Origin of the sequence: Conexibacter sp. CPCC 205762, assembly GCF_030646155.1 — a bacterium.
Taxonomy (GTDB): domain Bacteria; phylum Actinomycetota; class Thermoleophilia; order Solirubrobacterales; family Solirubrobacteraceae; genus Conexibacter.
Genome location: NZ_JAUTDN010000006.1, coordinates 62937 through 89338 on the forward strand (window position 1 = coordinate 62937; position 26402 = coordinate 89338).

The following is a 26402-nucleotide window of genomic DNA, read 5'->3' on the forward strand; positions in this document are numbered from 1 at the left end:
CCGCCCTCGGGGAAGGGGAGATTTCAGATGCCGAACAGCATCCGCTGCCGGTCGCTTTCGCCTGTCCGCGCGCTGCTTGCGCTCGTCACGCTGCTCGCTGCGCTGGCCTGCGCCGCGACGCCCGCGCTCGCGCTCGACCCGCCGTCGGGCAACGCCTTCTACACGCCGCCGAGCCCGCTGCCCGCGGGCAGAGCCGGCGACGTGATCTGGTACCGCGTCGCCAACACCTCGATCGCGAGAGACAACAACGCGAACGCGTACGAGGTGCTCTACCGCTCGACCAACGTCGCCGGCAACGCGATAGCGGTCTCCGGCACCGTGCTCGTGCCGAGAGCCGCCTGGACGGGCAGAGGCACGCGGCCGCTGACCGCCTACGCCAGCGGCACGCAGGGCTGGGACGACTCGTGCGCGCCGTCGCGCGAGATGACCGCCGGCAACTTCGACGAGAGCTTCGCCGTCTCGAACCTGCTCGCGCGCGGCTGGGCCGTCGCGGTGACCGACTACCCGGGCCTCGGCACGCCTGGCGACCACCAGTACAACGTCGGCATCTCCGAGGGCAGAGCGGTCCTCGACATCCTGCGCGCGGCGACGCGGCTGTCGCCGGCCGGCATCAGCGCGACGACGCAGGTCGGCGTCGAGGGCTACTCGCAGGGCGGCGGCGCGGCCGGCTGGGTGATCCAGCAGGAGGCGACCTACGCGCCTGAGCTGAACGTCGTCGGCGTCGCCGGCGGCGGCACGCCGGCGAACCTGCAGGCGGTCAAGAACAACATCGACGGCTCCGCCTTCTTCGCCTTCCTCGCCGGCACCGCGATCGGCTTCCGCGGCGGCTACCCGGCGCTCGACGTCAACAGATACCTGACGCTCTACGGCAGACTGGCGATCTCGACGCTCAACTCGCTCTGCCAGCTGCCGGCGCTCGCGCTCTACGCCGCCCACCACCTGACCGAGTACACGGTCGGCGGCATCGACCCGACGGTGCAGCCGGCGTTCAGAGCCGCGCTCGACGCCAACAACCTCGGCGGGATCAGACCGCAGGTGCCGGTGCTCCAGTACCACGGCTCCTACGACGAGGTGATCCCGTACTCGGTCGAGCAGAACCTCCAGAGACAGTGGTGCGCGCTCGGCGCCAGAACGAAGCTCTCGGCCTACCCGCTGGAGCACGTCTCGACCCAGCTCGGCGCTCAGATAGAGGTCGTCAACTGGCTCGCGGACCGCTTCGCCGGCGTGGCTGCGCCCAGCAACAACTGCTGAATCCGGATCGGTGACGCCCGGGGCCGGGGCTCAATTCAGCCCTGGGCGTTGCCGTAGTATCTGCCGTTGAATCTGACGGTGCCGCACGATCCGCCTCTTGCCGTGCTCGTCCCCACGACGCGATTGGCCTGGAATCTGCCGGTGATCAGCATCTTCGTCTTGAAGTCGTCGAAGCCGCTGGAGACTCTCACCGTGCCGTCGATCTTGAACGTGCCGTTCGCCTTGATCGGCACGTTTCTGACGTTGATCGTGCCGCCCGGTCTGCCCGCGTCGTTGAGACAGGCGACCTGGAATATTCTCAGCTTGTTCAGCTTCGGCGTCACCTGCAGCGTCATGCCGCGGTCGGCGGTGGTGTCGGCGTAGACGCCGACCTTCGCCTTGTTGGCGGATGCGGCGAACGCGGCGGTCGGGACGGCGACGGCGGCGAGCGAGCTGAGCGCGGCGAGCGCGAGGGCGGGGCGGTGCATCGATCCTCCTGGTCGAAGACGAACCAGACCATTTTTCCGGCGCGTGGCCGTTCTGGCGCCGGTTGCGTGGGAACTACGTAGCCGCGGCGGGCTCGGTGACCGCCTTCAGGTGGCGGAACGGTCTGCCGTCGCGCAGCTCGCGCACGACCTCCTCGACGAGGCTGTCGCCGTCGAGCCGGCGGCCGTCGGTGACGGCGGCGACGATCCCGCGCTTGCGCTGGATCAGCCGCGCCATCGTCTCGTCGATCGTTCTCGCGGCCAGCAGGTACCAGGCGGTGACCGCGTCGTGCTGGCCGATGCGGTGGCAGCGGTCCTCGGCCTGGTCGTGCATCGCCGGCGTCCACTCCAGCTCGAGGAAGGCGACGTTGGAGGCGCGCGTCAGCGTGATGCCCTGCCCGGCGACGCGCGTCGCGGCGACGATCAGCTGCGGGCCTCTGGGGTCCTGGAACTGCGCGACCGACAGCTCGCGCGCCCGGATCGAGTCGCGGCCGAGCAGGTGGAGCGCGTCCGGGAAGCGTCTCAGCACCGCCTCCTGCACCTCGACGTGGCGGGCGAAGACGACCAGCGCCTCGCCGCTTGCGAGGAAGTCGTCGATCCACGCAAGCGCCGCCGCCAGCTTGCCGCGCGCGGCGATCTGCTGCAGCGCGCCGAGCTGCGCCAGCCGCTTGGCGCGCAGCGTCGCGGCGATCTTCGCGTTCAGCTCCGACAGGTCGTACGGCTGCTCGCGCAGCCACTTGATCACGTCGTCCTCGGCGAGCCGGTACTCCTTCATGTTGTCGAGCGCGACCGGCACGACCGTCTGGCGCTTGGCCGGCAGCTGCGGCAGCACCTCGCTCTTGAGGCGCCGCACGAAGCAGCTCTTGCGCAGGTGCCAGTGCAGCCGCTCCTCGGTCAGCGGGCCGCGGAACTGCTGCTTGAAGCGGGCGCCGGAGCCGAACTCGTCCAGCCGCCCGAGCACGCGCAGCTGCGAGATCAGCTCGTCGGGGTGGTTGAGCACCGGCGTGCCGGTCAGCGCCAGCCGCAGCTTGTCCGGCCCCATCGACTCGGCCAGTCTGCGCACGGCGCGCGTCCGCTTCGCCGACGGGTTCTTGCAGTAGTGCGCCTCGTCGAGCACGAGCGCCTTCGGCCGCAGCCGCGCGAGCGTCTCGCGGTGGTGGTCGATCAGCTCGTAGTTGAGGATCGTTATCTCGTTCGTCCTCGGCACCGCCTGGCGGCCCTCAACGACGCTGACGCCGCGGTGCGGCAGCCAGTCGCGCGCCTCGCGCTCCCAGTTGAGCTTCAGCGAGGCGGGGCAGACGACGATCGCCGGGTAGGCGTCGTCGGCCTCCAGCGCGGCGAGCGCCTCGACCGTCTTGCCGAGGCCCTGCTCGTCGGCGAGGAAGGCGCGGCGGGCGTCGAGCACGTACCTGACGCCGGCCCACTGGAACGGCTCCAGCTCGCCGCCGAGTCTGGCGGCCGTCGCCTCCAGCGGCGGCGCCTCGGTCGCGCGCGAGGCTCTGATCTGGGCGGCGGCGCGCGCGTGCTCCTCGCGCAGCCTGCGCAGCGCGCCGCTGGCGGAGAAGCTGACCTCGACCTCGTGCAGGCGGATGAAGTGCTCCAGCGGCTCCAGCAGCCACGGATCGACGGGGACGGTGCGCTCGCCCTCGTTGCCGGGCAGGTCGTCGAAGGCGAGGCCGGCGGTCGGGTCCCACAGCGCCTCCAGCCGCAGCCGCGCGCCCTCGACGCCGTGGGTGCCGATCAGCCGCGCCGGCGGCGGCACGTCGCCCAGCTCCAGCGCCGAGACGGTGCGGTCAGCGGCGGCGTCGAGCTTGGCCGACTCCTGCTCGCGCAGCAGGTGGGCGTGCTCCTCCGTCAGCGAGATCAGCAGCGCGCCGTCCTCCTCGCGCGTGACCGAGCCGTCGAGCAGGCCCGCGGGCACCTCGCCGGCGAGCGTCTGCAGCACGAACCAGCCGCGGCCGTCGTGGCGGGTCGTGCGGACGTGGCCGAGCCAGCGGCGCTCGATCGCGTCGAGCCATTCGGCGACGCGGTCGCTCGGCGTCAGCTCCGGGAACCGTCTCAGCAGGTCGGCGACGTGGAGCGCGACCCAGGCGTCGATCGGCGCCCACCATTCGTACGTGTCCCAGTCGAAGCGGCGGTGCGGGATCCCGCGCACGGCCTCGACCAGGTGGCGCTCGTAGGGGAACGCGAGCACGACGATCCGGCCCCGTTCGGCGTCGTCGCGCAGGTCAACGTTCGGGCGTTCGGGGACAAGCTCCATCACAGACAAGGCTAGAGACTGCGAAACTGTCTGGATGACAGAGGGCTATGCCATCACGCAAGAGGGTCTCGACGCGCTGCGCGCCGAGCTGGAGCAGCTGGAGGGGCCGGCCCGGCGCGACATCGCCGAGCGCATCCGGATCGCGCGCGAGTGGGGCGATCTGAAGGAGAACGCCGAGTACCACGCCGCCAAGGAGGAGCAGGCGCACCTCGAGACGCGGATCCTCAAGCTGAACGAGCGTGAGCGCAACGCGGTCGTCGTCGCGGCCGCCTCCGACGCCAGCGTCGTCGCCTTCGGCTCGACCGTCGAGGTGCGTGACGAGAAGTCCGGCAAGGTCGCGACGTACACGCTTGTCGGCGCTGCCGAGGCGAGCGCGAGAGACGGCAGGCTGTCGATCGAGTCGCCGGTCGCCAGAGCGCTGATCGGCGCCGGCGAGGGCGAGGACGTGAGAGTCCACACGCCCACCGGCGTGCGCACGCTGCACGTCGTCAGAGTCGGCTGAGCGGCGCGTGCCGAAGCTCGACGTCCAGTTCTCACACGGCGCGCTGCCGGCCGCCTCGCTCGGCCCGCTGACCGGCGAGCTGACCGAGCTGCTGCTGCGCCATCGCGGCTGGGAGGCGAGCGACGAGAACCGCGCGAAGGTGTGGGCCTTCGCGCAGGAGCAGCCGGCGTTCGTCGCCGGCGCCGCGCCCGCGCTGCCGCTGGTCGTCGTCACGATCGGCCTGATCGCGGGCGGCCTCGACGACGCGGCCGCCGCCGCGCTGATCGCCGACAGCACCGCGAAGGTCAAGGCGATCGCGCCCGAGGCGCGCGTCTGGGTCGTGGTCGACGAGACCCCGAGCGGCCGCTGGGGCGTCGAGGGGAGAGCGTTCTAGCGGCGGCGCCGTGAGGCGCCCGCCGCCGCGCCTACGCGAACAGGTCGGCGGCGGTGACGAGCAGGATCCGCTCCCGCTGCGCCCGTTCGCGCAGCTCGTCGCTGAAGCCGCGGCGGGCGAACAGCGCCAGCCGCGCGCCCATCGCCTTGCCGCCGAGGGCGGCCTGCGCCTCGTGCAGGTCGTCGAGCACGTCGGCGCCGACGGTGCGGCGCCACTTGCACGAGCCCAGCAGCGCGTAGCGGCCCTTGCGCACGCCGACGACGTCGATCTCGACGCTGCCGTCGCGCGACCACCACGAGCCGAGCTGCTCGCTGCCGCCGACCTCCGGCTCGTCGGCGTAGCTGCCGACCCAGGTGCGGCAGGCGTCCTCGAAGGCGCGGCCCATGATGTTGTCGAGGTCGGCGCCGATCTCGCGTGCGACCTCCTCGACGAGGCCGCGCTCGAGCCGGCTGCGGTTGGGAAAGACGTAGCGGAAGTAGAAGGCGAAGTAGGGGTCGGCGATCCGCCAGCTGGTGCGGCGCGGCTCCGGCCCATCGGCCGACAGGGGCGCCCAGCCGGTCAGGTAGCCGAGGTCCTCCAGCCGCACCAGCCGCGCGCCGAGGTTGCTGCTGGCGATGTTGGTCTGCGTCGCGATCTGGTTGTGCTGGGTCGCGCCGCCGGCGATCGCGCGCAGGATCGAGAAGTAGGTCGCGGGGTCGCGCACGCCCTCGCCCTCGCGCAGCAGGTGCAGCGGGTCCTCGTAGAGCGGGTGGTCCTTCGCCAGCACGGCGCTGCGCAGGACCGTCTCCAGCCGCCGGTCGCCGGCCCACGCCTGGTACTGGGGCGTGCCGCCGATGACGGCGTAGCGGCGCAGCAGCGCCTCCGGATCGCTGGCTCTGACGAAGCCGGCGGCGTCGCGGTAGTCGAGCGGGCCGAGGAAGGGGCGCTGGGTCGCGCGGCCGTAGAGCGGCGCGTCGTGGCCGAGCAGGCCCTCCATGAACGACAGCGCGCTGCCCGACAGCACGAGCGTCAGCGGCAGCTCGTCGCGATCCCAGCGATCCCAGTGGCGCTGGATGATCGACGGCAGCGCCGGCTGCGCGCTGCAGAGGTACTGGAACTCGTCCAGTATCACCGTCACCTGCGCCTGCTCGGCCTGCGTCGCGAAGAAGCGCAGCGCCTCGTCCCAGTCGCCGAAGTGCAGCGGGGGAGCGCCGGGCAGCAGGCGCGCCGCCTCGACGGCGAGCAGGTCGAGGTGGCCGCGCTGGTCCTGCTCGTCGGCCTGGAAGCTGACGACACGCTCGCCGTCGAGGACGCGCGCGAGCAGGAAGCTCTTGCCGATGCGGCGGCGGCCGCGGAGGATCGCGAGGCTGGGCGGGGCGGCCTGCGCCTGGCGCAGCAGCTCAGCCTCGTGTCTGCGGTCGACCAGCTCGCGTGCCATGCACCACAGGGTAGCGCAGCTAAAACCGCTATGTCATGAGTTGCTATTTCAAGGAATACTATGTTGCGATATAGCAAGTGGTGAGATAGCGACTGTCGAGACGGTCTATGGGGCGATGATCAGGAGGCTGCTGCTGGCGCTGGCGAGCAGGGCGCCGTCGGCGGAGCGGACGTCGCCCTCGGCGAAGGCGACGCGGCGGCCTGGCTTGGTGACCCAGCCGTGGGCGTGGATCTCGCCGCTGTCGGCGCGGACGGGGCGGAGGTAGCTGACCTTCAGCTCGATCGAGGTGTAGCCGGTGCCGGCGGGCAGCTGGCTGTGGACCGCGCAGCCGACGACCGAGTCCAGCAGCGTGCAGACGAGGCCGCCGTGGACGAGGCCGATCGGGTTGTAGGCCGACTCGTCCGGGACGACTGCGAAGCGCGCCTCGCCGTCGCCGACCTCGGTGATGCGGAAGCTGAACAGCGAGGCGATCGGGGGTGGCGGCAGCGTGCCGTCGGCGATCGCCTCCAGGTAGGCGCGGCCGGGCAGCTGCGCGCCCGTGGCCGCGGCCTGGAGCGGGTCGAACCAGGTGACGGTGCGCGTGCGCGGCTCGCCCCAGCTGGCGGGTGGTGCGGCCGCGGCCGCGTCGGTGGGGCCGGCCGGGTCGCGCGGGTCTGTGTCGAGCGTCATGCGTGGTACTGTGGCGAGTGCCCTTGCAAAATGCAAGCTGCAACGAGACGGCGACCGCTGACGCGGTGGCGGCTCGCGCGGTGCGGGCGCATCCACGAAGGGAACGGTCATGGAACTGTCTGGAACCGTCGCGCTCGTCACCGGCGCCAATCGCGGGCTCGGCGCCGCCTACGTGCGGGCGCTGCTCGACGCCGGCGCGGCGAAGGTCTACGCCGCCGCGCGCGATCCGCGCAGCGTCGCCGCCGACGACCCGCGGGTCGTGCCGCTGGCGCTCGACGTGACCGACGCCGCGCAGGCCGAGGCGGCGGCGCGGGCGGCCGGCGACGTGCGGCTGGTGATCTCCAACGCGGGCATCGCGAGCGGCACCTCGCCGCTGGACGAGCACGCGATCGACGGCGCCCGCGCGGAGCTGGAGGTCAACTACTTCGGCCTGCTGAACGTCGCGCGCGCCTTCGCGCCGGTGCTCGCCGCCAACGGCGGCGGCGCGCTCGTGCACATGCACTCGGCGCTGTCATGGGTCCACTTCCCCGGCAGCGGCACCTACGCCGCCTCGAAGGCCGCCGCGTGGGCGGCGACCAACGCGCTGCGGGTGCAGCTGCGCGGCCAGGGGACGCAGGTGGTCGGCGTCCACGTCGGCTACGTCGACACCGACATGACGGCCGGCGTGAGCGACCCCAAGAGCACGCCGGAGGAGGTCGTCGCGGCGGTCCTCGCGGGGATCGAGGCCGGTGCCGAGGAGGTCCTCGCCGACGACGTCAGCCGCGCGGTCAAGGCCAATCTCGCGGACGACCTCGCGACGCTCTACCCCGGCGTGCAGGCGCGCTACGACGCGGCGACGGCGGCCGCCTGAGGCCGCGTCCGCGGGCGGGGCGCGGCGGCGCGGCGGGCGCGGGACGGCGGCGGGCGGCGGCGTCAGCCGGTGACGACGAGCACGTCGAGCGTGCGCGGGCCGTGGACGCCCTCGACGCGGTTGAACTCGATGTCGGAGGTCGCCGAGGGGCCGGCGACGATCGTCATCGGCTGGCCGGCGAGGGCCGCCTCGCGCAGCCGCGCGATCCCCTCCGGCACCAGCTCGACGACCTGCTCGGCGTGGACGACGCAGAGGTGGTAGTCGGGCAGCAGCGTCAGCGCGCGGCGGCCCTGCGCGACGCCGCCGTCGAGCGCGATCGTCCCGTTCAGCGCGACCGCGACGGCGCAGCCGGTGACGACCCCGTCGACCGCGCTCAGCGCGTCATGCGAGAGGCCGTGGTCCTCGACCCACTCGACGCCGTCGCCGGCGCGCCACTGCGCCGGCAGGTCGGCGGGGATCGCGAGCCGTCTGGCGCCGCGTGCGGCGAGCGCCTCGGCGATCGCGCCCGGCAGCCCGGCGGCGTCGACCTCGCGCACGTTGGCGCGGTAGTCGGCGCAGTTCTCGGCGAACAGCGCGACGACCTCCGCATGCGGCAGCGTGCCCTCGGTGCGGTAGTCGCGTGCGACGGCGACATCGTCCGCTCGCTCCGCCTCGGGGACGTCTCTCAGCGCAGCGCGCACCCGCGCGAGGATCGCGTCACGGGCGGCATTCATCGTGAGGCCTCCCGCTCCACCCACCACTCGCGGAAGGTCTGGTCGGGGATCGGCATCAGGTCGCGCGCCTTCGTCCAGCCGCCCAGCTCGCCGGGCAGCCTCTCGATCTTGCCCTTGCGCGCCAGCGGCCACTGGCCCAGCCGCCCGAGCTTCTGCAGCCGCTCGTAGCGGCCGCGCGTCGCGAAGCCCTTCGCGACCGCCTTCAGCGCCAGCCGCTCCGGGTCGAGCCGCCCCTTCAGCGACGCCGCCGCTCTCTCCTTGTTGGAGCGGTCGCGCAGGTGCACGAGCACGGTCGGTATGTCGATCTTGACCGGGCAGACCTCGTAGCAGGCGCCGCACAGCGAGGAGGCGAACGGCAGCGACCCGGCCGCTCTCATGCCGGCCAGCTGCGGCGTCAGGATCGCGCCGATCGGGCCCGGGTAGACCGAGCCGTAGGCGTGGCCGCCGGTGCGCTCGTAGACCGGGCAGACGTTGAGGCAGGCCGAGCAGCGGATGCACGCGAGCGTCTGGCGCGCCAGCTCGTCGGCGAGCGAGTCGGTGCGGCCGTTGTCGAGCAGCACGAGGTGGAACTCGCGCGGGCCGTCGTCGTCGCGGGCGCCGCTCCAGAGCGTCGTGTACGGGTTCATCCGCTCCGCTGTCGAGGAGCGGGGGAGCAGCTGCAGGAAGACCTCGAGGTCCTGCCACGCCGGCACGAGCTTCTCGATCCCGCAGACGGTGATCAGCGTCTCCGGCAGCGTCGTGCACATGCGGCCGTTGCCCTCGGACTCCAGCACCGCGATCGCGCCGGTCTCGGCGACGGCGAAGTTCGCGCCGCTGACGCCGACTCTCGCGCGCAGGAATCTCTCGCGCAGGAAGCGGCGCGCCGCCTCGGCCAGCTCGGCCGGCTCGTCGGTCAGCGTCTCGGGCCCGATCGTGCGGCGGAAGATGTCGCGGATCTCGGCCCGGTTGCGGTGGATCGCCGGCACGAGGATGTGCGACGGGCGGTCTCTGCCGAGCTGCACGATCAGCTCCGCGAGGTCGGTCTCCAGCGCCGTGATGCCGGCCGCTTCCAACGCCTCGTTGAGCTCGATCTCGACCGTCGCCATCGACTTGACCTTGACGACCTCCGAGACGCCCTTGGACTTCGCGATGCGGGTGACGATCGCGTTCGCCTCGTCGCCGTCGCGCGCCCAGTGGACGACGCCGCCGGCGCGCGTGACCGACTCCTCCAGCGTCAGCAGGTGCTCGTCGAGGTGGCGCAGCGTGCGCTCCTTCAGCGCCCGGCCGGCCTCGCGCAGCTGCTCCCAGTCCGGCATCTCCTCGACCACGCCGGTGCGCTTCTCGCGGATCGTCGAGGTCGCCATGCCGATGTTGCGGCGCATCTGCGCGTCGGCGAGCGCGCTCTTGGCGGCGAGCGGGAAGGCCGGGACGTCGGGCCAGGAGGCGCTCGTGGTCATGCTCTCACCACCGTGATCGCGTCGCCGGAGCCGACGGCGGGGACGCCGAACGGCTCGGCCTCGGTCGAGGCGAGGATCTCGGCGAGATGGACGGCGCTGACGCCCGCGCGCTGGCGCGAGAGGCCGCCGCCGATGTGCATCAGGCAGGAGTTGTCGGCCGCGGTGCAGACCTCGGCGCCGGTCTCCTGCACGTTCGTCAGCTTGTCGTCGAGCATCGCGATCGAGGTGTCGGCGTTCTTGATCGCGAAGGTGCCGCCGAAGCCGCAGCACTGCTCGGCCGCCGGCAGCTCGACCAGGTCGATCCCTCTGACCGCCCGCAGCAGCTGCAGCGGCTTGTCGCCGATGTGCAGCATCCGCAGCGCGTGGCAGCTGGGGTGGTAGGTGACGCGGTGCGGGTAGTAGGCGCCGACGTCGCCGAGGCCGAGCACGTCGATGAGCAGCTCGCTCAACTCGAACGTTCGCTCGCCGAGCGTGCGAACAGCCTCGATCAGCTCGGGATCGCCCGACTCCTTCGCGACGTGCGGGTAGTGGTCGCGCACCATCGCGACGCAGGAGCCCGACGGCGAGACGATCAGCGGCTCGTCTCTGAAGACGCGTGCGAAGCGGCGCACGAGCGGCAGTGCCTCGTCGTGATAGCCCGAGTTGAAGTGCATCTGGCCGCAGCAGGTCTGTTCGAGTGGGAATACCACCTCGTGACCCAGCCGTTCGAGCAGGCGCACGACCGCCTGCCCCGTCCGAGGAAAGAGCGTGTCGTTGAAGCAAGTGATGAAGAGCGCGATCCGCACGAGAGAAGCTCCTCCGCCGGGAATTGGTCGGACCATATCGCGAAGACAACGAGCGAAGGGTGTTCGATCAGCGTGATCGAGTTCGATCGCGTCTGTGCGCCAGGCCGGGCGGGAGAAAAGGGAGTGGTCGAGTGTGACCAACCTTACTCGACTTGACGTGCGGATATGTTCTGTGCTCTGATTGCTTTTGTCCATTTGGACAGAGAGATGGCAGCAAACGAACAAACAAGCACAACCGGCCGCCCGGTGATGGCGGCCTCGCGGCGTCGCTCGATCGTCGACCTGCTCCACCGCGACGGTGAGGTCACCGTCGCTGCGCTGGAGGAGCAGTTCGGCGTCTCCTCGATGACCGCCCGCCGCGACCTCGCGGAGCTCGAGCGCCAGGGCCTCGCCCGCCGCACGCACGGCGGCGCCGTGCTGCCCGGGGTCGCCGCGCACGAGGACTCCTTCCAGCACCGGCTCGGCGTCGACGCCGACGCGAAGCGCCGCCTCGGCGAGGCCGCCGCCGCGCTCGTCGCTCCGCACGAGACGGTCTACATCGACTCCTCCTCGACCTGCTGGCACGCCGCGCAGGCGATCGTCGCCGCGCGCCTGCCCGTCACGATCGTGACCAACTCCGTGCCCGTGATGGAGCTGGTCGGCGCCGCCGACCAGGCCAACGTCGAGCTGATCGGCGTCGGCGGCTCGATGCGCAGGCTGACACGCTCGTTCGTCGGCCCGCACGCCGTCCGCACGGTGCTCGAGCACTTCGCCGACAAGGTCTTCCTGTCCGTCAAGGGACTCTCCCGCGACGGCACCCTGACCGACGCGGATCCGCTGGAGGCGGAAGTCAAGCGCGCCATGATCAGCCACGCGGAAGAGCCCGTGCTGCTGATCGACGGCAGCAAGCTGCACACGCGCGGCCTGGCCGCGATCACCAACGTCGACCAGCTCGCCTGCGTGCTCGTCGACGAGGCAACGACCGAAGACGTCGCGTCTCTGCGCGCGACCGGCATCGAGGTGCGTCGGCTCCCGTCGGGACGCGCGCGCCGTGGGAGCGAGGTATGAGCAACGAAACGATCGACGCGGCGCAGCACGGCGGCGGCGACGGCGGAGCGCCCGCGGGCGAGACGCCGCGCCTCGCGCTGAGCGGCGCCAGCAAGAGCTTCGGCGCCGTGCACGCGCTGCGCGACGCGACGCTGGAGCTGTACGGCGGCCACGTGCGCGCGCTGCTGGGCGAGAACGGCGCCGGCAAGTCGACGCTCGTGAAGACGCTCGCCGGCGTCTACCGGCCGGACGCCGGCACGGTCCTCGTCGACGGTGAGCCGACCGAGTTCCACGGCCCGCTCGACGCCCGCGACAAGGGCATCGCGATCATCTACCAGGAGCCGACGCTCTTCCCCGACCTGACGGTCGCCGAGAACGTCTTCATGGGCCGCCAGCCGCTGTCGGCCGGCAAGCGGATCGACAAGGGCGAGCTGAACAAGCGCACCGCCGAGCTGTTCAGACAGCTGGGCGTCGCGATCGCGCCGGAGCGCCCGGTCCGCGGCCTCTCGATCGCCGACCAGCAGCTCGTCGAGATCGCCAAGGCGCTCTCCTTCGACGCCCGCGTGCTGATCATGGACGAGCCGACGGCCGCCCTCTCGGGCACCGAGGTCGAGCGCCTCTTCCGCGTCACGCGCACGCTCAGAGAGCGCGGCGCGGCGGTCATGTTCATCTCCCACCGGCTCGAGGAGATCTTCGCGATCTGCGACCACGTCACGGTCATGCGCGACGGTGCGGTCACCTACAACGGCGACCTCGTCGGCAAGACCAGCGACGACCTCGTGCGCTGGATGGTCGGCCGCGACATCGACCAGCTCTTCCCGAAGGTCGCGTCGGAGATCGGCAAGCCGGTCCTGAGAGCGCAGCGGCTGACCCGCGAGGGCGTCTTCTTCGACGTCAGCTTCGAGGTCAAGGCCGGCGAGATCCTCGCCCTCTCGGGCCTCGTCGGCGCCGGCCGCTCGGAGGTCGCGCGCGCGATCTTCGGCATCGACAGACTCGATGCCGGCCACGTCGAGATGAACGGCAGAAGGCTGCCGACGTTCAAGCCGACCGCGGCGATGAAGGCCGGCATCGGCTTCGTCCCCGAGGACCGGCGTCAGCAGGGCCTCGTGATGGACCTGTCGATCGCGCGCAACGCGACGATGACGCGGATGCGGCAGCTGTCGGCCGCCGGCATCATCCGCGCGGCCAGAGAGAAGGCGCTCGCGTCCGAGTGGGCGACGCGCCTGCAGCTGAAGTACCACAAGCTCGACGACCACGTCGGAACGCTCTCCGGCGGCAACCAGCAGAAGGTCGTGCTGGCGAAGTGGCTGGCGACCCAGCCGAGACTGCTGATCATCGACGAGCCGACCCGCGGCATCGACGTCGGCACCAAGGCGGAGGTCCACCGGCTGATCTCCGAGCTGGCCTCCAGAGGCCTGGCGGTGCTGATGATCTCCTCCGAGCTGCCCGAGGTGCTCGGCATGGCCGACCGCGTGCTCGTGATGCACGAGGGCCGTCTGACCGGCGAGTTCAGCCGCGAAGAGGCCGACGAGGAGCGCATCATGCGCGCCGCGACGGGACAGAAGGAGGAGCAGGCGGCATGAGTACCGCTGACGTCGCCATAGACAGAACGGAGGCGGGGGAGAGAGCCCGGCGCCTCTCCGAGGTCGTCTTCCGCATGCGCGAGCTGGGCATCGTGATCGCCCTGCTGCTGCTGATCGCCGTCACGGCGATCCTCGAGCCGCGCTTCATCGAGCTCGACTCGATCAAGGACCTCGCCCGCAACGCCTCGATCATCATGGTGATCGCGGCCGGGATGACGATGGTCATCCTGACCAGAAACATCGACCTGTCGGTCGGCTCCGTGCTCGGCCTCGCCGCCTTCTTCTGCGGCGACATGCTCAGCAACCACGGCACGCCGATCATCGTCGCGATCCTCCTCTGCGTCGTCCTCGGCGCCCTCTGCGGCGTCATCAACGGCGTCCTGACGACCTTCGGCAGAGTGCCGGCGCTGGTCGTGACGCTCGGAACGATGTACGTCTTCCGCGGGATCGCGTTCGTCTACACCGACGGCCGTCAGATCAACGCCGAGACGCTGCCGGACGGCTTCCTCAACATCGGCACCGGCACGATCCTCGGCGTCCCGACGATCTTCGTCATCGCCGTCGCGATCGTCGTCGTCGTCGGCCTCTTCCTGAGCAACTACCGCAGCGGCCGCGAGCTGTACGCGATCGGCTCCAACGAGGCCGCCGCCAAGCTCGCCGGCATCCGCGTCGACCGCCGCGTCGTCGGCGCGTTCGTCGCCTCCGGCGCGCTCGCCGGCCTCGGCGGCGCGCTCTACTGCGCCCGCTTCGGCACCGTCGACGCGACCGCCGGCACCGGCTACGAGTTGACCGTCATCTCGGCCGCCGTCGTCGGCGGCGTCGCGATCAACGGCGGCGTCGGCTCGGTCTACGGCGCCGCGATCGGCGCGATCCTGCTCGGCTGCATCACCTCGTCCCTGATCGTGCTGCGGATCGACTCCTTCTGGCAGCAGGCCGCCGTCGGCGCGCTGCTGATCGCCGCGATCGCCTTCGACCGGCTCGTCGGGCTGCGACTCGACGCCGCCCTGCGACAGCGGAGTGCCCGCCGTGCCTGAGCTTGCCACCACCACCCCCCAGGCCGGCGGCACGCCGCCGGCCGCGCCGAGCGGCAGAGCCGGCGCGAAGTTCGAGGCCGGCGCGCTCGTGCGCTGGGAGACGCTGATCGTCGGTCTGATCGTCGTCGTCCTGTTCGTCGGCTCCGGCCTCTCCGACAAGTTCTTCACGTCGGCGTCGTTCACGACGGGCTCGTTCGACATGATCGAGGTCGCGCTGATCGCGCTGCCGATGACGCTCGTCATCATCACCGGCGAGATCGACCTGTCGGTCGCCTCGATCCTCGGCCTCTCCAGCGCGCTCATGGGCGAGCTCTGGAACGCCGGCCTGCCGCTCGAGCTGATCATGCCGATCTGCATCGCGATGGGCGCGGTCTGCGGCGTCTTCAACGGCTTCCTCGTGACGCAGCTCGGCCTGCCGTCGCTCGCCGTCACGATCGGCACGCTCGGCCTCTACCGCGGCCTCGCGCTCGTGATCCTCGGCGACGAGTCGGTCACGTCGTTCCCGTCGAGCTGGACCGAGAGAGCGTTCGGCACGATCGGCGGCGGCTGGTTCCCGAACGTGATGGTCATATTCGTGATCCTCGCGATCGTCTTCGCGATAGCGCTGCACGCGACGCCGTTCGGCCGCTCGATCTACGCGATCGGCGCCAACAAGGAGGCCGCGCGCTTCAGCGGCATCCGCGTCAAGCGCGTCACGCTGTCGCTCTACGTCCTCGCCGGCATGGTCTCCGCGCTCGCCGGCATCATCATGACGCTGCGCAACTCGACGGCCGCCGCCAACGTCGGCGTCGGCCTGGAGCTGACCGTGGTCGCCGCGGTCCTGCTCGGCGGCGTCTCCATCTTCGGCGGCAAGGGCACGCTCTTCGGCGTCATCCTGGCCGTCTTCCTCTTGGGCTCGATCCAGAAGGCTCTGCTGCTCGCGGACGGCGTCTCGTCCTACTGGATCCAGATCGTCACCGGCACGCTGCTCGTCGGCTCGGTGCTCGGCCCCAACCTCGTCGTGCGCGCGCGGGATGCCCGCGCTCGCGCAACGCGCTCGCGTGCCCCTGGGGCTGGACGCGCGACGACCACCACGACCAAGCCCCGCAAGGAGGAGGATCGATGAGTTTGTTCCATCGGTCGCGCGCGCTGTGGGTCGCCGTTCTGGCGATCGTGCTCGCGATGGTCGTCGCCGCCTGTGGCGACACCAAGGACGACACCGAGTCGAACGCGAGCAGCACGCCTGCCGCGTCGTCCACTGACGGTGGTGCCGCGGCGAACGCCGACGGTGAGTACAGAAGAGGTCTGAAGGCCATCGTCATGCCGAAGCAGCTCGGCAACCCGTACGAGGAGCTCGAGGACAGCGGTACGGTCGAGGCGTTCAGCGAGCTGGGCGGCGAGGCGACGATCGAGGGTCCGACGGACGCCGGCGCTTCTTCGCAGGTCCCGCTGCTGCAGTCTGCGATCCAGAAGCAGCCCGACGCGATCATCCTCGCGGCGAACGACCCGAACGCGGTCGCCCCGGTCCTCAAGAGAGCGATCGCGGGCGACATCAGAGTCGTGACGCAGGACTCTGACGCGGCGCCCGACGCGCGTCAGATCTTCATCAACCAGGCGACGACCGAGGGCATCGGCGAGGTGCTCGCGAGAATGTCGAAGGCCGTCGTCCCGGGTGGCAGAGGCGAGATAGCGGTCCTGTCCGCGACCGCCAACGCGACCAACCAGAACGCCTGGATCAGAGTCCTCCAGGAGAGACTGAAGACGCCTGAGTACAGCGGTCTGAGACTCGTCAAGGTCGCCTACGGCGACGACGACGACCAGAAGTCGTTCCAGGAGGCCCAGGGCCTGCTGTCGGCCTACCCGAACCTGAGAGCGATCGTCGCGCCGACCACCGTCGGCATCGCGGCCGCCGCCCGCTACCTGTCGACCTCCCCGAAGAAGGGCAGAGTCGCCGTGACCGGTCTCGGCACGCCGAACCAGATGCGCAAGTTCGTGAAGGACGGCACCTCGCCGGTCTTCGCGCTGTGGAACCCGAAGGACGTCGGCTACCTCGGCGGCTACGCGGCCGCCGCTCTGGCCTCGGGCATCATCACCGGTGCCGAGGGCGAGAGATTCGAGGCCGGCCGCCTCGGCGAGAGAGAGATCCTCGCCAACGGCGAGATCGTCCTCGGCCCGCCGACGGAGTTCACCAGAGACAACATCGACGACTTCAGATTCTGATGTCGTCCACGACCGTCAGCAGCACCAGCACGGTCGTGACCGAGACCCGACCCGCGCAGCGTGCGCGGGTCGGGGTCTTCGGGATCGGCCTCGAGGCGTACTGGCCCCAGTTCGCGGGCCTCAAGGAGCGGTGCGAGGGCTACCAGGCGCGCGTTGAGGAGCGTGTGCGCGAGCTTGGCGCGGACGTGGTCAGCGCGGGCCTGGTGGACACCGCGCAGGGCGGCCGCGCGGCAGGTGACCTGTTCGCGCAGAAGCAGGTCGACCTCGTGCTCTGCCACGCCGTCACGTACGCGACCTCCTCGGTCGTCATCCCCGCGCTCCAGGAGGCCGGCGTCCCGGTCGTCCTGCTGGGGCTGCAGCCGACCAGAACGCTCGACTACGAGGCGACCGACACGGGCGAGTGGCTGGCCAACTGCGCCGCCTGCTGCGTGCCGGAGATCGCCGGCGCCTGCGTCCGCGCGGGCATCCAGTACGACACCGTCGCCGGCACGATCGACGACGACGAGCGCGCCTGGGACAAGATCGCCGCCTGGGTCCGCGCCGCCGGCGCCGCCCGCGCGCTGCGCCGCTCCCGCATCGGCTTCATGGGCCATGCCTACGCCGGCATGCTCGACATGTACACCGACTTCACGATGGTCCACGGCCAGCTCGGCGCCCACGTCGAGGTGCTCGAGATCGACGACCTCGGCGCGCGCGTCGCGGCCGTCACCGAGCAGGAGCGGGCCGCGAAGGAGTCGGAGATCCGCGCGCAGTTCACGTTCGCCGACGCCTCGACCGACCCGATCGCCGCGCCGATCGAGCAGGAGCAGCTCGACTGGTCCGCGCGCGTCGCCGTCGGCCTCGACAAGCTCGCCGCCGACTTCGAGCTGGACGCGCTGACGTACTACTACCGTGGCGTCGACGGCAACGAGTCCGAGCGGCTCGGCGCCGGCGTGATCGTCGGCAACTCGCTGCTCACCGCGCGCGGGATCCCGACGGCCGGCGAGGCCGACATCAAGACGAACATCGCGCAGCTGCTGCTCGACCGTCTCGACGCCGGCGGCTCCTACACCGAGTTCTACGGGCTCGACTTCGACGAGGACTTCATCCTGATGGGCCACGACGGCCCCGGGCACCTCGCGATCGCGCAGGAGCAGCCGACGCTGCGCAACCTGAAGGTCTTCCACGGCAAGCGCGGCGCCGGCCTGTCGGTCGAGCAGAAGGTCCGCTTCGGCCCGATCACGATCGTCGGCTGCACGCAGACGGCCGACGGCAGGCTGAAGCTGATCGTCGGCGAGGGCGAGTCGGTCCCCGGCGCGACCTTCAAGATCGGCAACACCAACTCGCGGCTCGTCTTCGGCAGCAAGCCGGCGGACTTCTTCGAGCGCTGGTGCGAGGAGGGCCCGACCCACCACGTCGCGCTCGGCGTCGGCCACGTCGCCGCCGAGGTCAGAAACGTCGCGAAGCTGCTCGGCCTGCAGTACGCGGAGGTCAAGTAGCGATGCCACGCGTGTGCTTCACGTTCAACGTCAGCGTCGAGCACCTCGACGTCTACAAGACGGCCCACCAGAACGTCTGGCCGGAGATGCGCGAGGCGCTCTCTGCCGCCGGCTGGAGCGACTACTCGCTGTTCCTGCGCGAGTCGGACGGGCTGATCGTCGGCTACCTCGTGACCGACGACTTCGAGGCGGCGCAGGCGCGCATGTCGGCGACGGACGTGAACACGCGCTGGCAGCAAGAGATGGCAAAGCTGGCCGGCGGCCGGCCGGACGACAACTTCGTCGTCCTCGAGGAGGTGTTTCACCTTGAGTAGTGCTCAGGCGCTGGCTCGATACATCGCGGTCGACCTCGGCGCCGAGTCCGGGCGGGTCCAGCTCGGCACGGTCGCGAGCGGCCGCGTCAAGCTGGAGGAGATCCATCGCTTCCCCAACGGCCCGGTGCGGCTGCCCAACGGGCTGCACTGGGACGTGCTCGGGATCCATCGCGAGATCCTCACCGGCATCAAGGCCGCGGCGCGCCGCGCCGACGGCCCGATCGACGGCATCGCCGTCGACGCGTGGGGCTGCGACTACGGACTGCTCGACCGCGACGGCGACCTGCTCGGCAACCCGTTCCACTACCGCGACCGTCGCACCGACGGCGTGATGGAGCGGGTGCTGGAGGAGATCCCGGCCGAGGAGATCTACGCCGCGACCGGCATCCAGTTCATGCCGTTCAACACGATCTTCCAGCTCGCCGCGCACAAGGGCAGCGCGCAGCTCGACGCAGCCAGAGCGCTGGCGACGATCCCCGACCTGCTCGCCTACTGGCTCTGCGGCCGCCTCGCCGGCGAGCGCACCGCCGCCTCCACGACGCAGCTGCTCGACGTCCACACCGGCGACTGGGCGCGCGAGCTGGCCGTCCGCGTCGGGATCCCGGCGCAGATCCTGCCGCCGCTCGTCGACGCCGGCACCGTGCTTGCGCCGCTGCGCAGCGAGATCGCGACCGACGCCGGCCTCGACCCGGTCCCCGACGTGATCGCGATCGGCGGCCACGACACCGCCTCGGCGGTCGTCTCGGTGCCGGCCAGAGGCAAGGACTTCGCCTACCTCTCCAGCGGCACCTGGTCGCTGCTGGGGATGGAGCTGGACGCGCCCGTCACGAGCGAGGAGGCGCGCGCCTACAACCTCACCAACGAGGGCGGCGTCGACGGCACGATCCGCCTGCTGCGCAACGTGATGGGCCTCTGGCTCGTGCAGGAGTGCCGCCGCCAGTGGGCGCGCGAGGGCGTCGACCACGACTACGACGCGCTCCACCGGATGGCGCAGGCGACCCCGCTCGGCGGGCCGCTGATCGACCCCGACGCGCCCGAGCTGCTGCCGCCCGGCGACATGCCGGCGCGAATCGCGGAGCTGTGCGTCCGCAGCGGTCAGGAGCCGCCGCGCGACGCCGGCGCGACGATCCGCACGGCGCTGGAGTCGCTCGCCTGCAAGTACCGCCTCGTGCTGGAGCGGATCGAGCGCGTCGCCGGCCGCCGCGCCGAGGTCGTCCACGTCGTCGGCGGCGGCTCGCGCAACGCGACCCTCTGCCAGCTCGCGGCCGACATCCTCGACCGTCCCGTCCACGCCGGCCCGATCGAGGCGACGGCGCTGGGCAACGTGATGACGCAGGCGCTGGCGCAGGGCAAGGTCGCCTCGCTGGAGGAGATCCGCGAGATCGTCGGCGCCTCCTTCTCGTCCGACGTCTACGAGCCTTCCTCCGATCGCGCGCCCTACGAGGAGCTGTACGCGCGCTTCCTCTCCGTCACCGGGTTGACGCCCGTTGCCGACCTTGCACCGACCCAAGGAACCAACCCCTGATGTCTGACACCAGCAGTGTCGATTACGACCGCCTGGTCGAGCGCCTGACGGCGCGCGGCCTGGACGTGTCGGTGATCGAGCAGCGCCTTGCCGACCACCGCATCGAGACGCCGTCGTGGGGCTACGCGAACGCGGGCACGCGCTTCGGCTCGTACCCGCCGGCGGGCCTGCCGGGCAACCCGTTCGAGAAGTTCGACGACGCCGCCGAGGTCCACCGCCTCACCGGCGTGACGCCGTCGGTCGCGATCCACATCCCGTGGGACCAGCTCGACGACTACGGCGAGCTGAAGGCGCATGCCGAGTCGCTCGGGCTCGAGGTCGGCACCGTCAACCCGAACCTGTTCGGCGACCAGCGCTTCAAGCTCGGCTCGCTCGCGAACCCGGACGCCGCCGTCCGCCGCGTCGCGACCGACCACATGCTCGAGTGCATTGAGATCGCCCGCGAGGTCAGCTCCGACGCGATCTCGCTGTGGCTGCCCGACGGCACCAACTACGCCGGCCAGGACTCGTTCGTCGCGCGTCGCCGCCGTCTGCACGAGTCGCTCGCCGAGGTCTACGCGGCGCTCGACGCCGACATGGAGCTGCTGGTCGAGTACAAGTTCTACGAGCCGGCCTTCTACGCCTCGGAGCTGGGCGACTGGGGCGCCTCACTGCTGACCTGCCAGAAGCTCGGCCCGAAGGCGAAGGTGCTCGTCGACCTCGGTCACCACGCGCAGGGCGTCAACATCGAGCAGATCGTCGCCTTCCTGGAGGACGAGGACCGCCTCGGCGGCTTCCACTTCAACAACCGCAAGTACGGCGACGACGACCTGATCGTCGGCTCGGTCAACCCGTTCGAGCTGTTCCTGATCTACACGGAGCTGGCGGCGATGCCGAAGCTGCCGCGGCTGACGATCGACCAGGCGTTCGTCATCGAGAGCAAGATCGAGGGGATGGTCCTCTCGGTCGTCAATCTGCAGGAGGCCTTCGCCAAGGCGCTGCTCGTCGATCGCGTCGCGCTCGCCGAGCGCCAGGCGAACGGCGACGTCCTGGGCGCGCACGAGCTGCTGCTCGACGCGTTCCGGACCGACGTGCGCCCGCTGACGGCGAAGGTGCGTGAGGAGAAGGGCGCGGCGGCCGACCCCGTCGCCGCGTTCCGCGACGGCGACTGGTGGGAGCGCGTCGGTTCGCGACGCAACGCCGCCGCCACGACGGGAGGACTTGGCGCATGAGCCACACGACTGACACAGCAACTCCGGTGGCGCCGCGCGCCGAGAGCCTCTACGACGCCTCCAAGGCGCCGAAGGGCGGCCTCGACGAGCTCGTCTACCGCTCGAACCTGCTCGGCGCCAACCGCGCGGTCTCCAACTACGGCGGCGGCAACACGTCGTCGAAGTCGAAGGAGATCGACCACGCCGGCCGCGAGGTCGACACGCTCTGGGTCAAGGGCTCCGGCTCGGACCTGGCGACGATGGGCGCGAAGAACTTCACCGGCCTGCGGCTGGAGGAGATCCTGCCGCTGATCGAGCGCGACGAGATGAGCGACGAGGAGATGGTCGAGTACCTCGGCCGCTCGCAGGTCGCGCCCGACATGCCGCGCTCGTCGATCGAGACGCTGCTGCACGCGTTCGTGCCGGCGCCGCAGGTCGACCACACCCACCCCGACACGATCAACATGCTGGCCGGCTCGGTCAACGGCGAGCAGTTCGTGAAGGAGGTCTTCGGCGACGAGGCCGTCTGGGTCCCCTACATCCGTCCCGGCTTCACGCTCGCCAAGCAGGTCGGCCTCGCCGCCCGCGGCGAGGGCGTCCGCTTCGTGATCCTCGCCAAGCACGGCCTCGTCACCTGGGGCGAGACCGGCGAGGAGTCGTACGCGAACACGATCGAGGCGATCAACCGCGCGGCCGACTACGTCACCGCGAAGGCGAAGGTCCGCTTCGGCGGCCCGGTGCGCGAGCCGCTCTCGGGCGAGCAGCGCGACGAGCTGCTGGCCGAGCTGCTGCCGGCGATCCGCGGCGCGGTCTCCAGCGAGCGCTCGAAGATCCTCCAGGTCGACGCCTCGCCGTCGACGCTGGAGTTCGTCTCCTCGGCGGACGCTCCGACGCTGTCGCAGGTCGGCGCCGCCTGCCCGGACCACCTCGTGCGCACCAAGCGCGTGCCGCTGTGGGTCGACTACGACCCGGCCGCCGACGACGTCGAGACGCTCGCCGCGCGCATCCGCGAGGGTGCTGCGACGTACCGCAAGGAGTACGTCGAGGACTACTTCACGCCGAACGCCAACGACGGCGAGCAGCTCAGCGACCCGGATCCGCGCGTCGTCCTGATCCAGGGCGTCGGCATGGTCTCGGTCGGCAACACGCTGAAGGACGCGCGCCTGGCGCGCGACCTCTACCAGCGCGCGATCGAGGTGATGGGCGGCGCCTCGGCGATCGACTCGTTCACCTCGCTGACGGCGCCCGAGTCGTTCGCGGTCGAGTACTGGCCGCTGGAGCTGTACAAGCTGGCGCAGGCGCCGGCGCCGAAGGAGCTGCAGGGCAAGGTCGCCGTCGTCACCGGCGCGGCCGGCGGCATCGGCGGCTCGATCCTCGGCGCGCTCGCGTCGCAGGACGCGATCGTCGTCGCGGCCGACATCGACGCCGACGGCGCGGCGCGCGTCGCCGCCGAGTACGGCGACTCCGGCCTCGGCGTGGCGATGGACGTGACCAGCGAGGAGGGCGTCCAGGCCGCCTACCGCGAGGCCGTCCTGACCTACGGCGGCGTCGACATCGTCGTCTCCAACGCCGGCATCGCCTCCAGCGCGCCGATCGAGGAGACGAGCGTCGAGATGTGGGATCGCAACCACAACATCCTCACGCGCGGCTACTTCCTCGTCGCGCGCGAGGCGTTCAAGCTGCTGCGCCGTCAGGCCAGCGGCGGCGGCGTCGTCTTCGTCGCCTCCAAGAACGCGCTCGTGGCAGGCAAGAACGCGGCTGCCTACTCGTCGGCCAAGGCCGCCGAGCTGCACCTCGCCCGCTGCCTCGCCGAGGAGGGCGGCGCGGCCGGCATCCGCGTCAACACGGTCAACCCGGACGCGGTCCTGCAGGGCTCGAGAATCTGGGGCTCGTCGTGGCGCGAGGAGCGTGCCGCGGCGTACAACATCGACCCCGACCAGCTCGAGGAGCACTACCGCGCTCGCACGACGCTGAAGGTCAACATCCTGCCGGAGGACATCGCCCAGGCGGTGCTCCACTTCGCCTCGCCCGTCCGCTCGGGCAAGTCGACCGGCAACGTGCTCAACGTCGACGGCGGCGTGCCGGCGGCGTACTCCCGCTAGGAGTCTGCCTCCCGCTCTAGAATCAGGCGGGAGACATACGAGCTTGGAGCCGCGTGCGCCGGTCTGCCGCGCGGCTCCGAACCCCGGGCTCGCGCCCCTTGGTCTCGCGCGAGCCCGGATCCCCCACACGAGGCCCGCGTCACCCCTCGATCCCGGCGCGGTCCTCAGGCCGGAAGCCCGCTCGCCCCATCCGCGACGGCCTCCGAGCACGTGAGCCACCCGCCCCGCGCCTCCCCCGGCGCGGGGCGGAGCGCTCGCGCGCTCGCCGTAATGAATCGCTTCCTGCCGGCAGAGATCCGGTGTGAACAAGATCAGGAAGGGAACGACCGGGGCGCTCGCGGTCGGCGGGCTGCTGGCGCTCGCCGGGCTTGTCCCCCCGGGGGCGCACGCGATCGTCGACGGTGAGCGGGTCACGAGCGCGCAGGCGCCGTGGGTGGTGTCGTTCGTGTCGGAGACCGGCGAGCGCAGATTCCACACATGCAGCGGGACGGCGGTCGGGCCGCGGCGGGTGGTGACGGCGCGGCACTGCGTCGAGCACAGCGGCACCTGGCGGGACCTCGTCATCAGCGGCAGCGATCGGCCCGAGAGCGCGCCCGGCAAGGGGATCGCGCTCGCGCACGTGTGGGTGCCGGTGCTGATCGACGAGCTGCGCGGCGACATGAGCGACAGCGACCTCGCGGTCGTCGAGACGGCGCGCGACCTCGGCGTGCCGGCGTTGCCGCTGGCGGCGGCGGGCTTCGCCGCGGCGCCCGCCGAGCCGGTCCACGCCTACGGCTTCGGCGCCAGCGATCGCAGCGCGGCACGCGACGAACCGGCGCTGCTGCGACGCGCCGCGATGCGGATGCACACGCCCGCTGAATGCGGCGAGTCCGACTTCGGCAACAACCTGACCGCGATCTGCGCCGAGCGCCTCGTGGGGCCCGGCGGAGGGAACGTCTCGTTCGGCGACTCCGGCGGCGGGCTGGTGCGCGAGGGCGCCGGCGGGCCGGAGCTGCTCGGCGTCAACTCGGTCATCACCGGCGGGATGCACAGCGACGACCTCGCCGGCTTCGCCTCCGTGCCGGCGCTGCGCGGCTTCCTCGACGCGCCCGAGCGCGGCTACGAGCTGCCGCGGCCGCTGTCGGCCGCACGGCTGCGCGGCGCGGCGCGCGTCGGCGGCACGGCGCGCTGCGAGGTGCGCTGGTCGCTCGCGGTGAAGCGCCGCAAAACCGTCTGGAGGCTCACGCGCCGCGGCGCCAGAGAGCGCCGGATCGAAGGCCGCGCGCTGACGCTGAAGCTGCCGGCGAGCGCGCGTGGCTGGAGGCTGTCGTGCGCGGTGTCGGGAGGGTTGAGCGAGCTGTACGGCTCGACCAGCGAATGGTCGCGGGAGATCGAGGTGAAGCGATGACGTTCAAGACGATCGCGCTGTCGGCGGCGTTCGCGCTGATGGGGGCCGCGCCGGCTGCCGCCGCTGCGCCGCTCGCGTTCGCGCCCTGCGCGGAACCTGACCAGGCCGGTTGGGAGTGCGCGACGCTGATCGCGCCGCTGGACCACTCCGGTGCGACCCCGGGCACCGTCGAGCTGCGCGTCGAGCGGCTCGCGCACGACGGCCCGCCGCGCGCGAAGGCGCTGGTCAACATGGAGGGCGGGCCGGGCGGCTCGACGACCGCGCGCTCGGCGCAGACCAGACGCCTGCTCGGGGCGGTGACGGCACGCAACGGCTACGACCTCGTGCTCGTCGACCTGCGCGCCACCGGCGCCAGCCGACCGCAGAAGATCCCGCTCGGCACCTCGCGGTACTACTCGACCGCGGACAACGTGCGCGACCTCGAGCTGGTCCGGCAGGGGCTCGGCGTCGAGCGGCTGGCCTTGATGGGCACCTCCTACAGCACCTTGACCGCGGCCGAGTACGCGCGCACCTTCCCGGAGCGGGCCGATCGGCTCGTGCTCGACTCGCCGATGGCGCCCGGCGGGCCCAGCTCGTTCGGCGAGGAGACGGTCGCCGCCGCGCTGCCGGCGCTGCGCGACGTCTGCCGTCACGGCGGCTGCCCCGGCGGCATGAGCGGGCTCGACGCCGACGTCAAGAGCGTGATCGCGAGAGCGCGCGGAGGCCAGTTCATGGTGCCGCACGCGATGGTCTGGCTCAACAGAGGCAGACCGCAGCGCGAGCAGGGCGAGATGGGGATCGACGGGCTGACGCTGCTGCGCGAGCTGCTGCCGGCCGACGAGACCAGCGCTCGCTTCGCGCAGCTGCCGGTCGCTCTCCACGACGCCGCGCGCGGCGACTGGCGGGCGCTCGCCCGCCGCAGCCCGCCGGCTGCCGGGCCGGAGGGGACGCCGCCGATCAACAGCGACCTGACCCGCATCACCGCCTGCCTCGACCTGCGCCCGCCGTGGGCCCACGGCGCCGACTCGCCGGTGCGCAAGGCCGGCCTGTCGAGCGCGTTGGCGGCAGTGCCGGCGGCGGCCTTCGGGCCGTGGGGCAAGCAGGCTCAGTGGCTGATGCGCGCCGTCGGCTGCAGCGAGTTCCCGCTCTCGGGGCTGCCGGGGGCGATCAAGGGCGGGCCGATCCCGTCCGCGGTGCCGGGCGTGATCCTCCAGGGTGCGTGGGACCTGCGCACGCCGCCGGCGAACGGGCGCGCGCTCGCCGCGGCTTGGCCGGGCGGGACGCTCGTGCTCGCGCCCGGGATCGGCCACGGTGTGCTGCGGTCGGCGACCGCCTGCGCGACCGGCGCGGTCGACGCGCTGCTGGCGGGGCGCACGGTCGACGGCGACGCCTGCGCTGAGGCGCGCCCGGTGGCGCCGCCGCTGAGCGCCGGCGCGCGGCCGGCCGACCTGCGCCCGCTGCCGAACCTGCCGCGACCGATCGCGCTGACGGCAGCGGCGGTGGTCGCGTCGTTGCGCGATGCCGAGGTCGAGCTGGCGGTCAGCGCGCCGCGCGGCGGCAGCGGCGTCGCGGCTGGCGTCGCCGACGGCTGGGCGACCGGAAAGCGCACGCCGCCGTCGCTCGCGACGACGATCCGGCTGCGCAGATTCGCGCTCCAGGACGGCCTGCTGCTCGACGGCACGCTGACGATCAGATCGGCGACCGCCTACGGCGCGAACGTGCGCCTCTCCGGTAGACACAGCGGCCGCGTGAAGATCGCCCGCGGCCGCCTGCGCGGCACGATCGACGGCAGCCCCGTCGCGGTCAGACTGCCGGCCGCGCTGGCCCGCCCTGCGGTGACCCGCTTCGGCTGACGATCAGGACGA

The 26402-nt window shown here is 71.7% G+C and carries 23 protein-coding genes; 16 read left to right on the plus strand and 7 right to left on the minus strand.

The window, feature by feature from the left end:
• The first annotated feature begins 27 nt into the window (after nucleotides 1–27).
• Nucleotides 28–1251, plus strand: coding sequence for a lipase family protein (locus Q7L73_RS08060; protein ID WP_304688314.1), 1224 nt, complete (start codon nucleotides 28–30; stop codon nucleotides 1249–1251).
• Nucleotides 1252–1286: 35 nt separating this feature from the next.
• On the opposite strand, the gene Q7L73_RS08065 is transcribed toward Q7L73_RS08060, so the two are convergent.
• Together Q7L73_RS08065 and Q7L73_RS08070 are read right to left on the minus strand one after the other, a co-directional pair.
• Entirely contained in the window at nucleotides 1287–1718 is a 432-nt protein-coding gene (locus Q7L73_RS08065) for a hypothetical protein (protein ID WP_304688317.1), read from the minus strand.
• A gap of 73 nt (nucleotides 1719–1791) precedes the next feature.
• A complete protein-coding gene (locus Q7L73_RS08070; protein ID WP_304688321.1) occupies nucleotides 1792–3975 on the minus strand; it encodes a DEAD/DEAH box helicase in 2184 nt (727 codons plus the stop codon).
• Between the two features lie 34 nt (nucleotides 3976–4009).
• Between Q7L73_RS08070 and greA the strand changes: the two genes are divergently transcribed.
• The gene (gene greA / locus Q7L73_RS08075; RefSeq protein ID WP_304688323.1) at nucleotides 4010–4477 is read left to right on the plus strand and encodes a transcription elongation factor GreA; all 468 of its coding nucleotides are present in this window, start codon (nucleotides 4010–4012) and stop codon (nucleotides 4475–4477) included.
• Between the two features lie 7 nt (nucleotides 4478–4484).
• Complete coding sequence (locus Q7L73_RS08080) at nucleotides 4485–4850, plus strand: hypothetical protein (protein ID WP_304688325.1); 366 nt, start codon at nucleotides 4485–4487, stop codon at nucleotides 4848–4850.
• Between the two features lie 31 nt (nucleotides 4851–4881).
• Here the strand turns inward: Q7L73_RS08080 and Q7L73_RS08085 are convergent, their stop codons facing one another.
• A complete protein-coding gene (locus Q7L73_RS08085) occupies nucleotides 4882–6267 on the minus strand; it encodes an ATP-binding protein (RefSeq protein ID WP_304688327.1) in 1386 nt (461 codons plus the stop codon).
• Nucleotides 6268–6372: 105 nt separating this feature from the next.
• Nucleotides 6373–6936 carry a PaaI family thioesterase gene (locus Q7L73_RS08090; RefSeq protein WP_304688330.1) on the minus strand — a complete coding sequence of 188 codons (564 nt, stop codon included), beginning with the start codon at nucleotides 6934–6936 and terminating at the stop codon, nucleotides 6373–6375.
• A gap of 109 nt (nucleotides 6937–7045) precedes the next feature.
• Here Q7L73_RS08090 and Q7L73_RS08095 point away from each other — a divergent pair, with 109 nt between their 5' ends.
• A complete protein-coding gene (locus Q7L73_RS08095; protein ID WP_304688333.1) occupies nucleotides 7046–7786 on the plus strand; it encodes an SDR family oxidoreductase in 741 nt (246 codons plus the stop codon).
• A gap of 62 nt (nucleotides 7787–7848) precedes the next feature.
• On the opposite strand, the gene Q7L73_RS08100 is transcribed toward Q7L73_RS08095, so the two are convergent.
• Genes Q7L73_RS08100 through Q7L73_RS08110 form a run of 3 tightly spaced genes read right to left on the minus strand, consistent with a single transcriptional unit; the run spans nucleotide 7849 to nucleotide 10720 of the window.
• Nucleotides 7849–8499, minus strand: coding sequence for an LUD domain-containing protein (locus Q7L73_RS08100; protein WP_304688334.1), 651 nt, complete (start codon nucleotides 8497–8499; stop codon nucleotides 7849–7851).
• Nucleotides 8496–9935, minus strand: coding sequence for a LutB/LldF family L-lactate oxidation iron-sulfur protein (locus tag Q7L73_RS08105; RefSeq protein ID WP_304688336.1), 1440 nt, complete (start codon nucleotides 9933–9935; stop codon nucleotides 8496–8498). The genes Q7L73_RS08100 and Q7L73_RS08105 overlap by 4 nt, the downstream gene beginning before the upstream one ends.
• On the minus strand, nucleotides 9932–10720 hold the full coding sequence (locus Q7L73_RS08110; protein ID WP_304688337.1) for a (Fe-S)-binding protein: 789 nt from the start codon (nucleotides 10718–10720) through the stop codon (nucleotides 9932–9934). The genes Q7L73_RS08105 and Q7L73_RS08110 overlap by 4 nt, the downstream gene beginning before the upstream one ends.
• A gap of 207 nt (nucleotides 10721–10927) precedes the next feature.
• On the opposite strand from Q7L73_RS08110, the gene Q7L73_RS08115 reads away from it, so the two are divergent.
• The 12 genes from Q7L73_RS08115 (at nucleotide 10928) to Q7L73_RS08170 (ending at nucleotide 26390) form a co-directional block, all read left to right on the plus strand.
• Entirely contained in the window at nucleotides 10928–11767 is an 840-nt protein-coding gene (locus Q7L73_RS08115; RefSeq protein WP_304688339.1) for a DeoR/GlpR family DNA-binding transcription regulator, read from the plus strand.
• On the plus strand, nucleotides 11764–13329 hold the full coding sequence (locus Q7L73_RS08120; RefSeq protein ID WP_304688341.1) for a sugar ABC transporter ATP-binding protein: 1566 nt from the start codon (nucleotides 11764–11766) through the stop codon (nucleotides 13327–13329). Before Q7L73_RS08115 ends, Q7L73_RS08120 begins: the two co-directional genes overlap by 4 nt.
• Entirely contained in the window at nucleotides 13326–14363 is a 1038-nt protein-coding gene (locus Q7L73_RS08125; protein ID WP_304688343.1) for an ABC transporter permease, read from the plus strand. Before Q7L73_RS08120 ends, Q7L73_RS08125 begins: the two co-directional genes overlap by 4 nt.
• Nucleotides 14356–15468: an ABC transporter permease gene (locus tag Q7L73_RS08130; RefSeq protein ID WP_304688346.1), complete on the plus strand. Its 1113-nt coding sequence runs from the start codon at nucleotides 14356–14358 to the stop codon at nucleotides 15466–15468. Before Q7L73_RS08125 ends, Q7L73_RS08130 begins: the two co-directional genes overlap by 8 nt.
• Complete coding sequence (gene rhaS, locus Q7L73_RS08135) at nucleotides 15465–16562, plus strand: rhamnose ABC transporter substrate-binding protein (protein WP_304688348.1); 1098 nt, start codon at nucleotides 15465–15467, stop codon at nucleotides 16560–16562. Before Q7L73_RS08130 ends, rhaS begins: the two co-directional genes overlap by 4 nt.
• Nucleotides 16562–18040 carry an L-fucose/L-arabinose isomerase family protein gene (locus Q7L73_RS08140; protein WP_304688350.1) on the plus strand — a complete coding sequence of 493 codons (1479 nt, stop codon included), beginning with the start codon at nucleotides 16562–16564 and terminating at the stop codon, nucleotides 18038–18040. Before rhaS ends, Q7L73_RS08140 begins: the two co-directional genes overlap by 1 nt.
• A gap of 2 nt (nucleotides 18041–18042) precedes the next feature.
• Nucleotides 18043–18354 (plus strand): L-rhamnose mutarotase, encoded by a 312-nt coding sequence (locus Q7L73_RS08145; RefSeq protein WP_304688352.1) that lies wholly within the window; start codon nucleotides 18043–18045, stop codon nucleotides 18352–18354.
• Nucleotides 18347–19879, plus strand: a complete 1533-nt coding sequence (locus Q7L73_RS08150) for a rhamnulokinase family protein (RefSeq protein WP_304688354.1) — start codon at nucleotides 18347–18349, stop codon at nucleotides 19877–19879. Before Q7L73_RS08145 ends, Q7L73_RS08150 begins: the two co-directional genes overlap by 8 nt.
• The gene (locus Q7L73_RS08155) at nucleotides 19879–21090 is read left to right on the plus strand and encodes an L-rhamnose isomerase (RefSeq protein WP_304688356.1); all 1212 of its coding nucleotides are present in this window, start codon (nucleotides 19879–19881) and stop codon (nucleotides 21088–21090) included. Before Q7L73_RS08150 ends, Q7L73_RS08155 begins: the two co-directional genes overlap by 1 nt.
• Complete coding sequence (locus tag Q7L73_RS08160; protein WP_304688358.1) at nucleotides 21087–23171, plus strand: bifunctional aldolase/short-chain dehydrogenase; 2085 nt, start codon at nucleotides 21087–21089, stop codon at nucleotides 23169–23171. The genes Q7L73_RS08155 and Q7L73_RS08160 overlap by 4 nt, the downstream gene beginning before the upstream one ends.
• A 301-nt stretch (nucleotides 23172–23472) precedes the next feature.
• Nucleotides 23473–24558: a S1 family peptidase gene (locus tag Q7L73_RS08165; RefSeq protein ID WP_304688360.1), complete on the plus strand. Its 1086-nt coding sequence runs from the start codon at nucleotides 23473–23475 to the stop codon at nucleotides 24556–24558.
• Nucleotides 24555–26390 carry an alpha/beta fold hydrolase gene (locus Q7L73_RS08170; protein WP_304688361.1) on the plus strand — a complete coding sequence of 612 codons (1836 nt, stop codon included), beginning with the start codon at nucleotides 24555–24557 and terminating at the stop codon, nucleotides 26388–26390. The genes Q7L73_RS08165 and Q7L73_RS08170 overlap by 4 nt, the downstream gene beginning before the upstream one ends.
• Nucleotides 26391–26402: the final 12 nt, after the last annotated feature.

What these genes read in the sequence shown, in the direction of transcription:
- Q7L73_RS08060 (WP_304688314.1), top strand. Translation starts at nt 28, where the DNA reads ATGCCGAACAGCATCCGCTGCCGGTCGCTTTCGCCTGTCCGCGCGCTG.
- Q7L73_RS08065 (WP_304688317.1), bottom strand. Translation starts at nt 1,718, where the DNA reads ATGCACCGCCCCGCCCTCGCGCTCGCCGCGCTCAGCTCGCTCGCCGCC.
- Q7L73_RS08070 (WP_304688321.1), bottom strand. Translation starts at nt 3,975, where the DNA reads ATGGAGCTTGTCCCCGAACGCCCGAACGTTGACCTGCGCGACGACGCC.
- greA (WP_304688323.1), top strand. Translation starts at nt 4,010, where the DNA reads ATGACAGAGGGCTATGCCATCACGCAAGAGGGTCTCGACGCGCTGCGC.
- Q7L73_RS08085 (WP_304688327.1), bottom strand. Translation starts at nt 6,267, where the DNA reads ATGGCACGCGAGCTGGTCGACCGCAGACACGAGGCTGAGCTGCTGCGC.
- Q7L73_RS08090 (WP_304688330.1), bottom strand. Translation starts at nt 6,936, where the DNA reads ATGACGCTCGACACAGACCCGCGCGACCCGGCCGGCCCCACCGACGCG.
- Q7L73_RS08095 (WP_304688333.1), top strand. Translation starts at nt 7,046, where the DNA reads ATGGAACTGTCTGGAACCGTCGCGCTCGTCACCGGCGCCAATCGCGGG.
- Q7L73_RS08100 (WP_304688334.1), bottom strand. Translation starts at nt 8,499, where the DNA reads ATGAATGCCGCCCGTGACGCGATCCTCGCGCGGGTGCGCGCTGCGCTG.
- Q7L73_RS08105 (WP_304688336.1), bottom strand. Translation starts at nt 9,935, where the DNA reads ATGACCACGAGCGCCTCCTGGCCCGACGTCCCGGCCTTCCCGCTCGCC.
- Q7L73_RS08115 (WP_304688339.1), top strand. Translation starts at nt 10,928, where the DNA reads ATGGCAGCAAACGAACAAACAAGCACAACCGGCCGCCCGGTGATGGCG.
- Q7L73_RS08120 (WP_304688341.1), top strand. Translation starts at nt 11,764, where the DNA reads ATGAGCAACGAAACGATCGACGCGGCGCAGCACGGCGGCGGCGACGGC.
- Q7L73_RS08125 (WP_304688343.1), top strand. Translation starts at nt 13,326, where the DNA reads ATGAGTACCGCTGACGTCGCCATAGACAGAACGGAGGCGGGGGAGAGA.
- rhaS (WP_304688348.1), top strand. Translation starts at nt 15,465, where the DNA reads ATGAGTTTGTTCCATCGGTCGCGCGCGCTGTGGGTCGCCGTTCTGGCG.
- Q7L73_RS08140 (WP_304688350.1), top strand. Translation starts at nt 16,562, where the DNA reads ATGTCGTCCACGACCGTCAGCAGCACCAGCACGGTCGTGACCGAGACC.
- Q7L73_RS08145 (WP_304688352.1), top strand. Translation starts at nt 18,043, where the DNA reads ATGCCACGCGTGTGCTTCACGTTCAACGTCAGCGTCGAGCACCTCGAC.
- Q7L73_RS08155 (WP_304688356.1), top strand. Translation starts at nt 19,879, where the DNA reads ATGTCTGACACCAGCAGTGTCGATTACGACCGCCTGGTCGAGCGCCTG.
- Q7L73_RS08160 (WP_304688358.1), top strand. Translation starts at nt 21,087, where the DNA reads ATGAGCCACACGACTGACACAGCAACTCCGGTGGCGCCGCGCGCCGAG.
- Q7L73_RS08170 (WP_304688361.1), top strand. Translation starts at nt 24,555, where the DNA reads ATGACGTTCAAGACGATCGCGCTGTCGGCGGCGTTCGCGCTGATGGGG.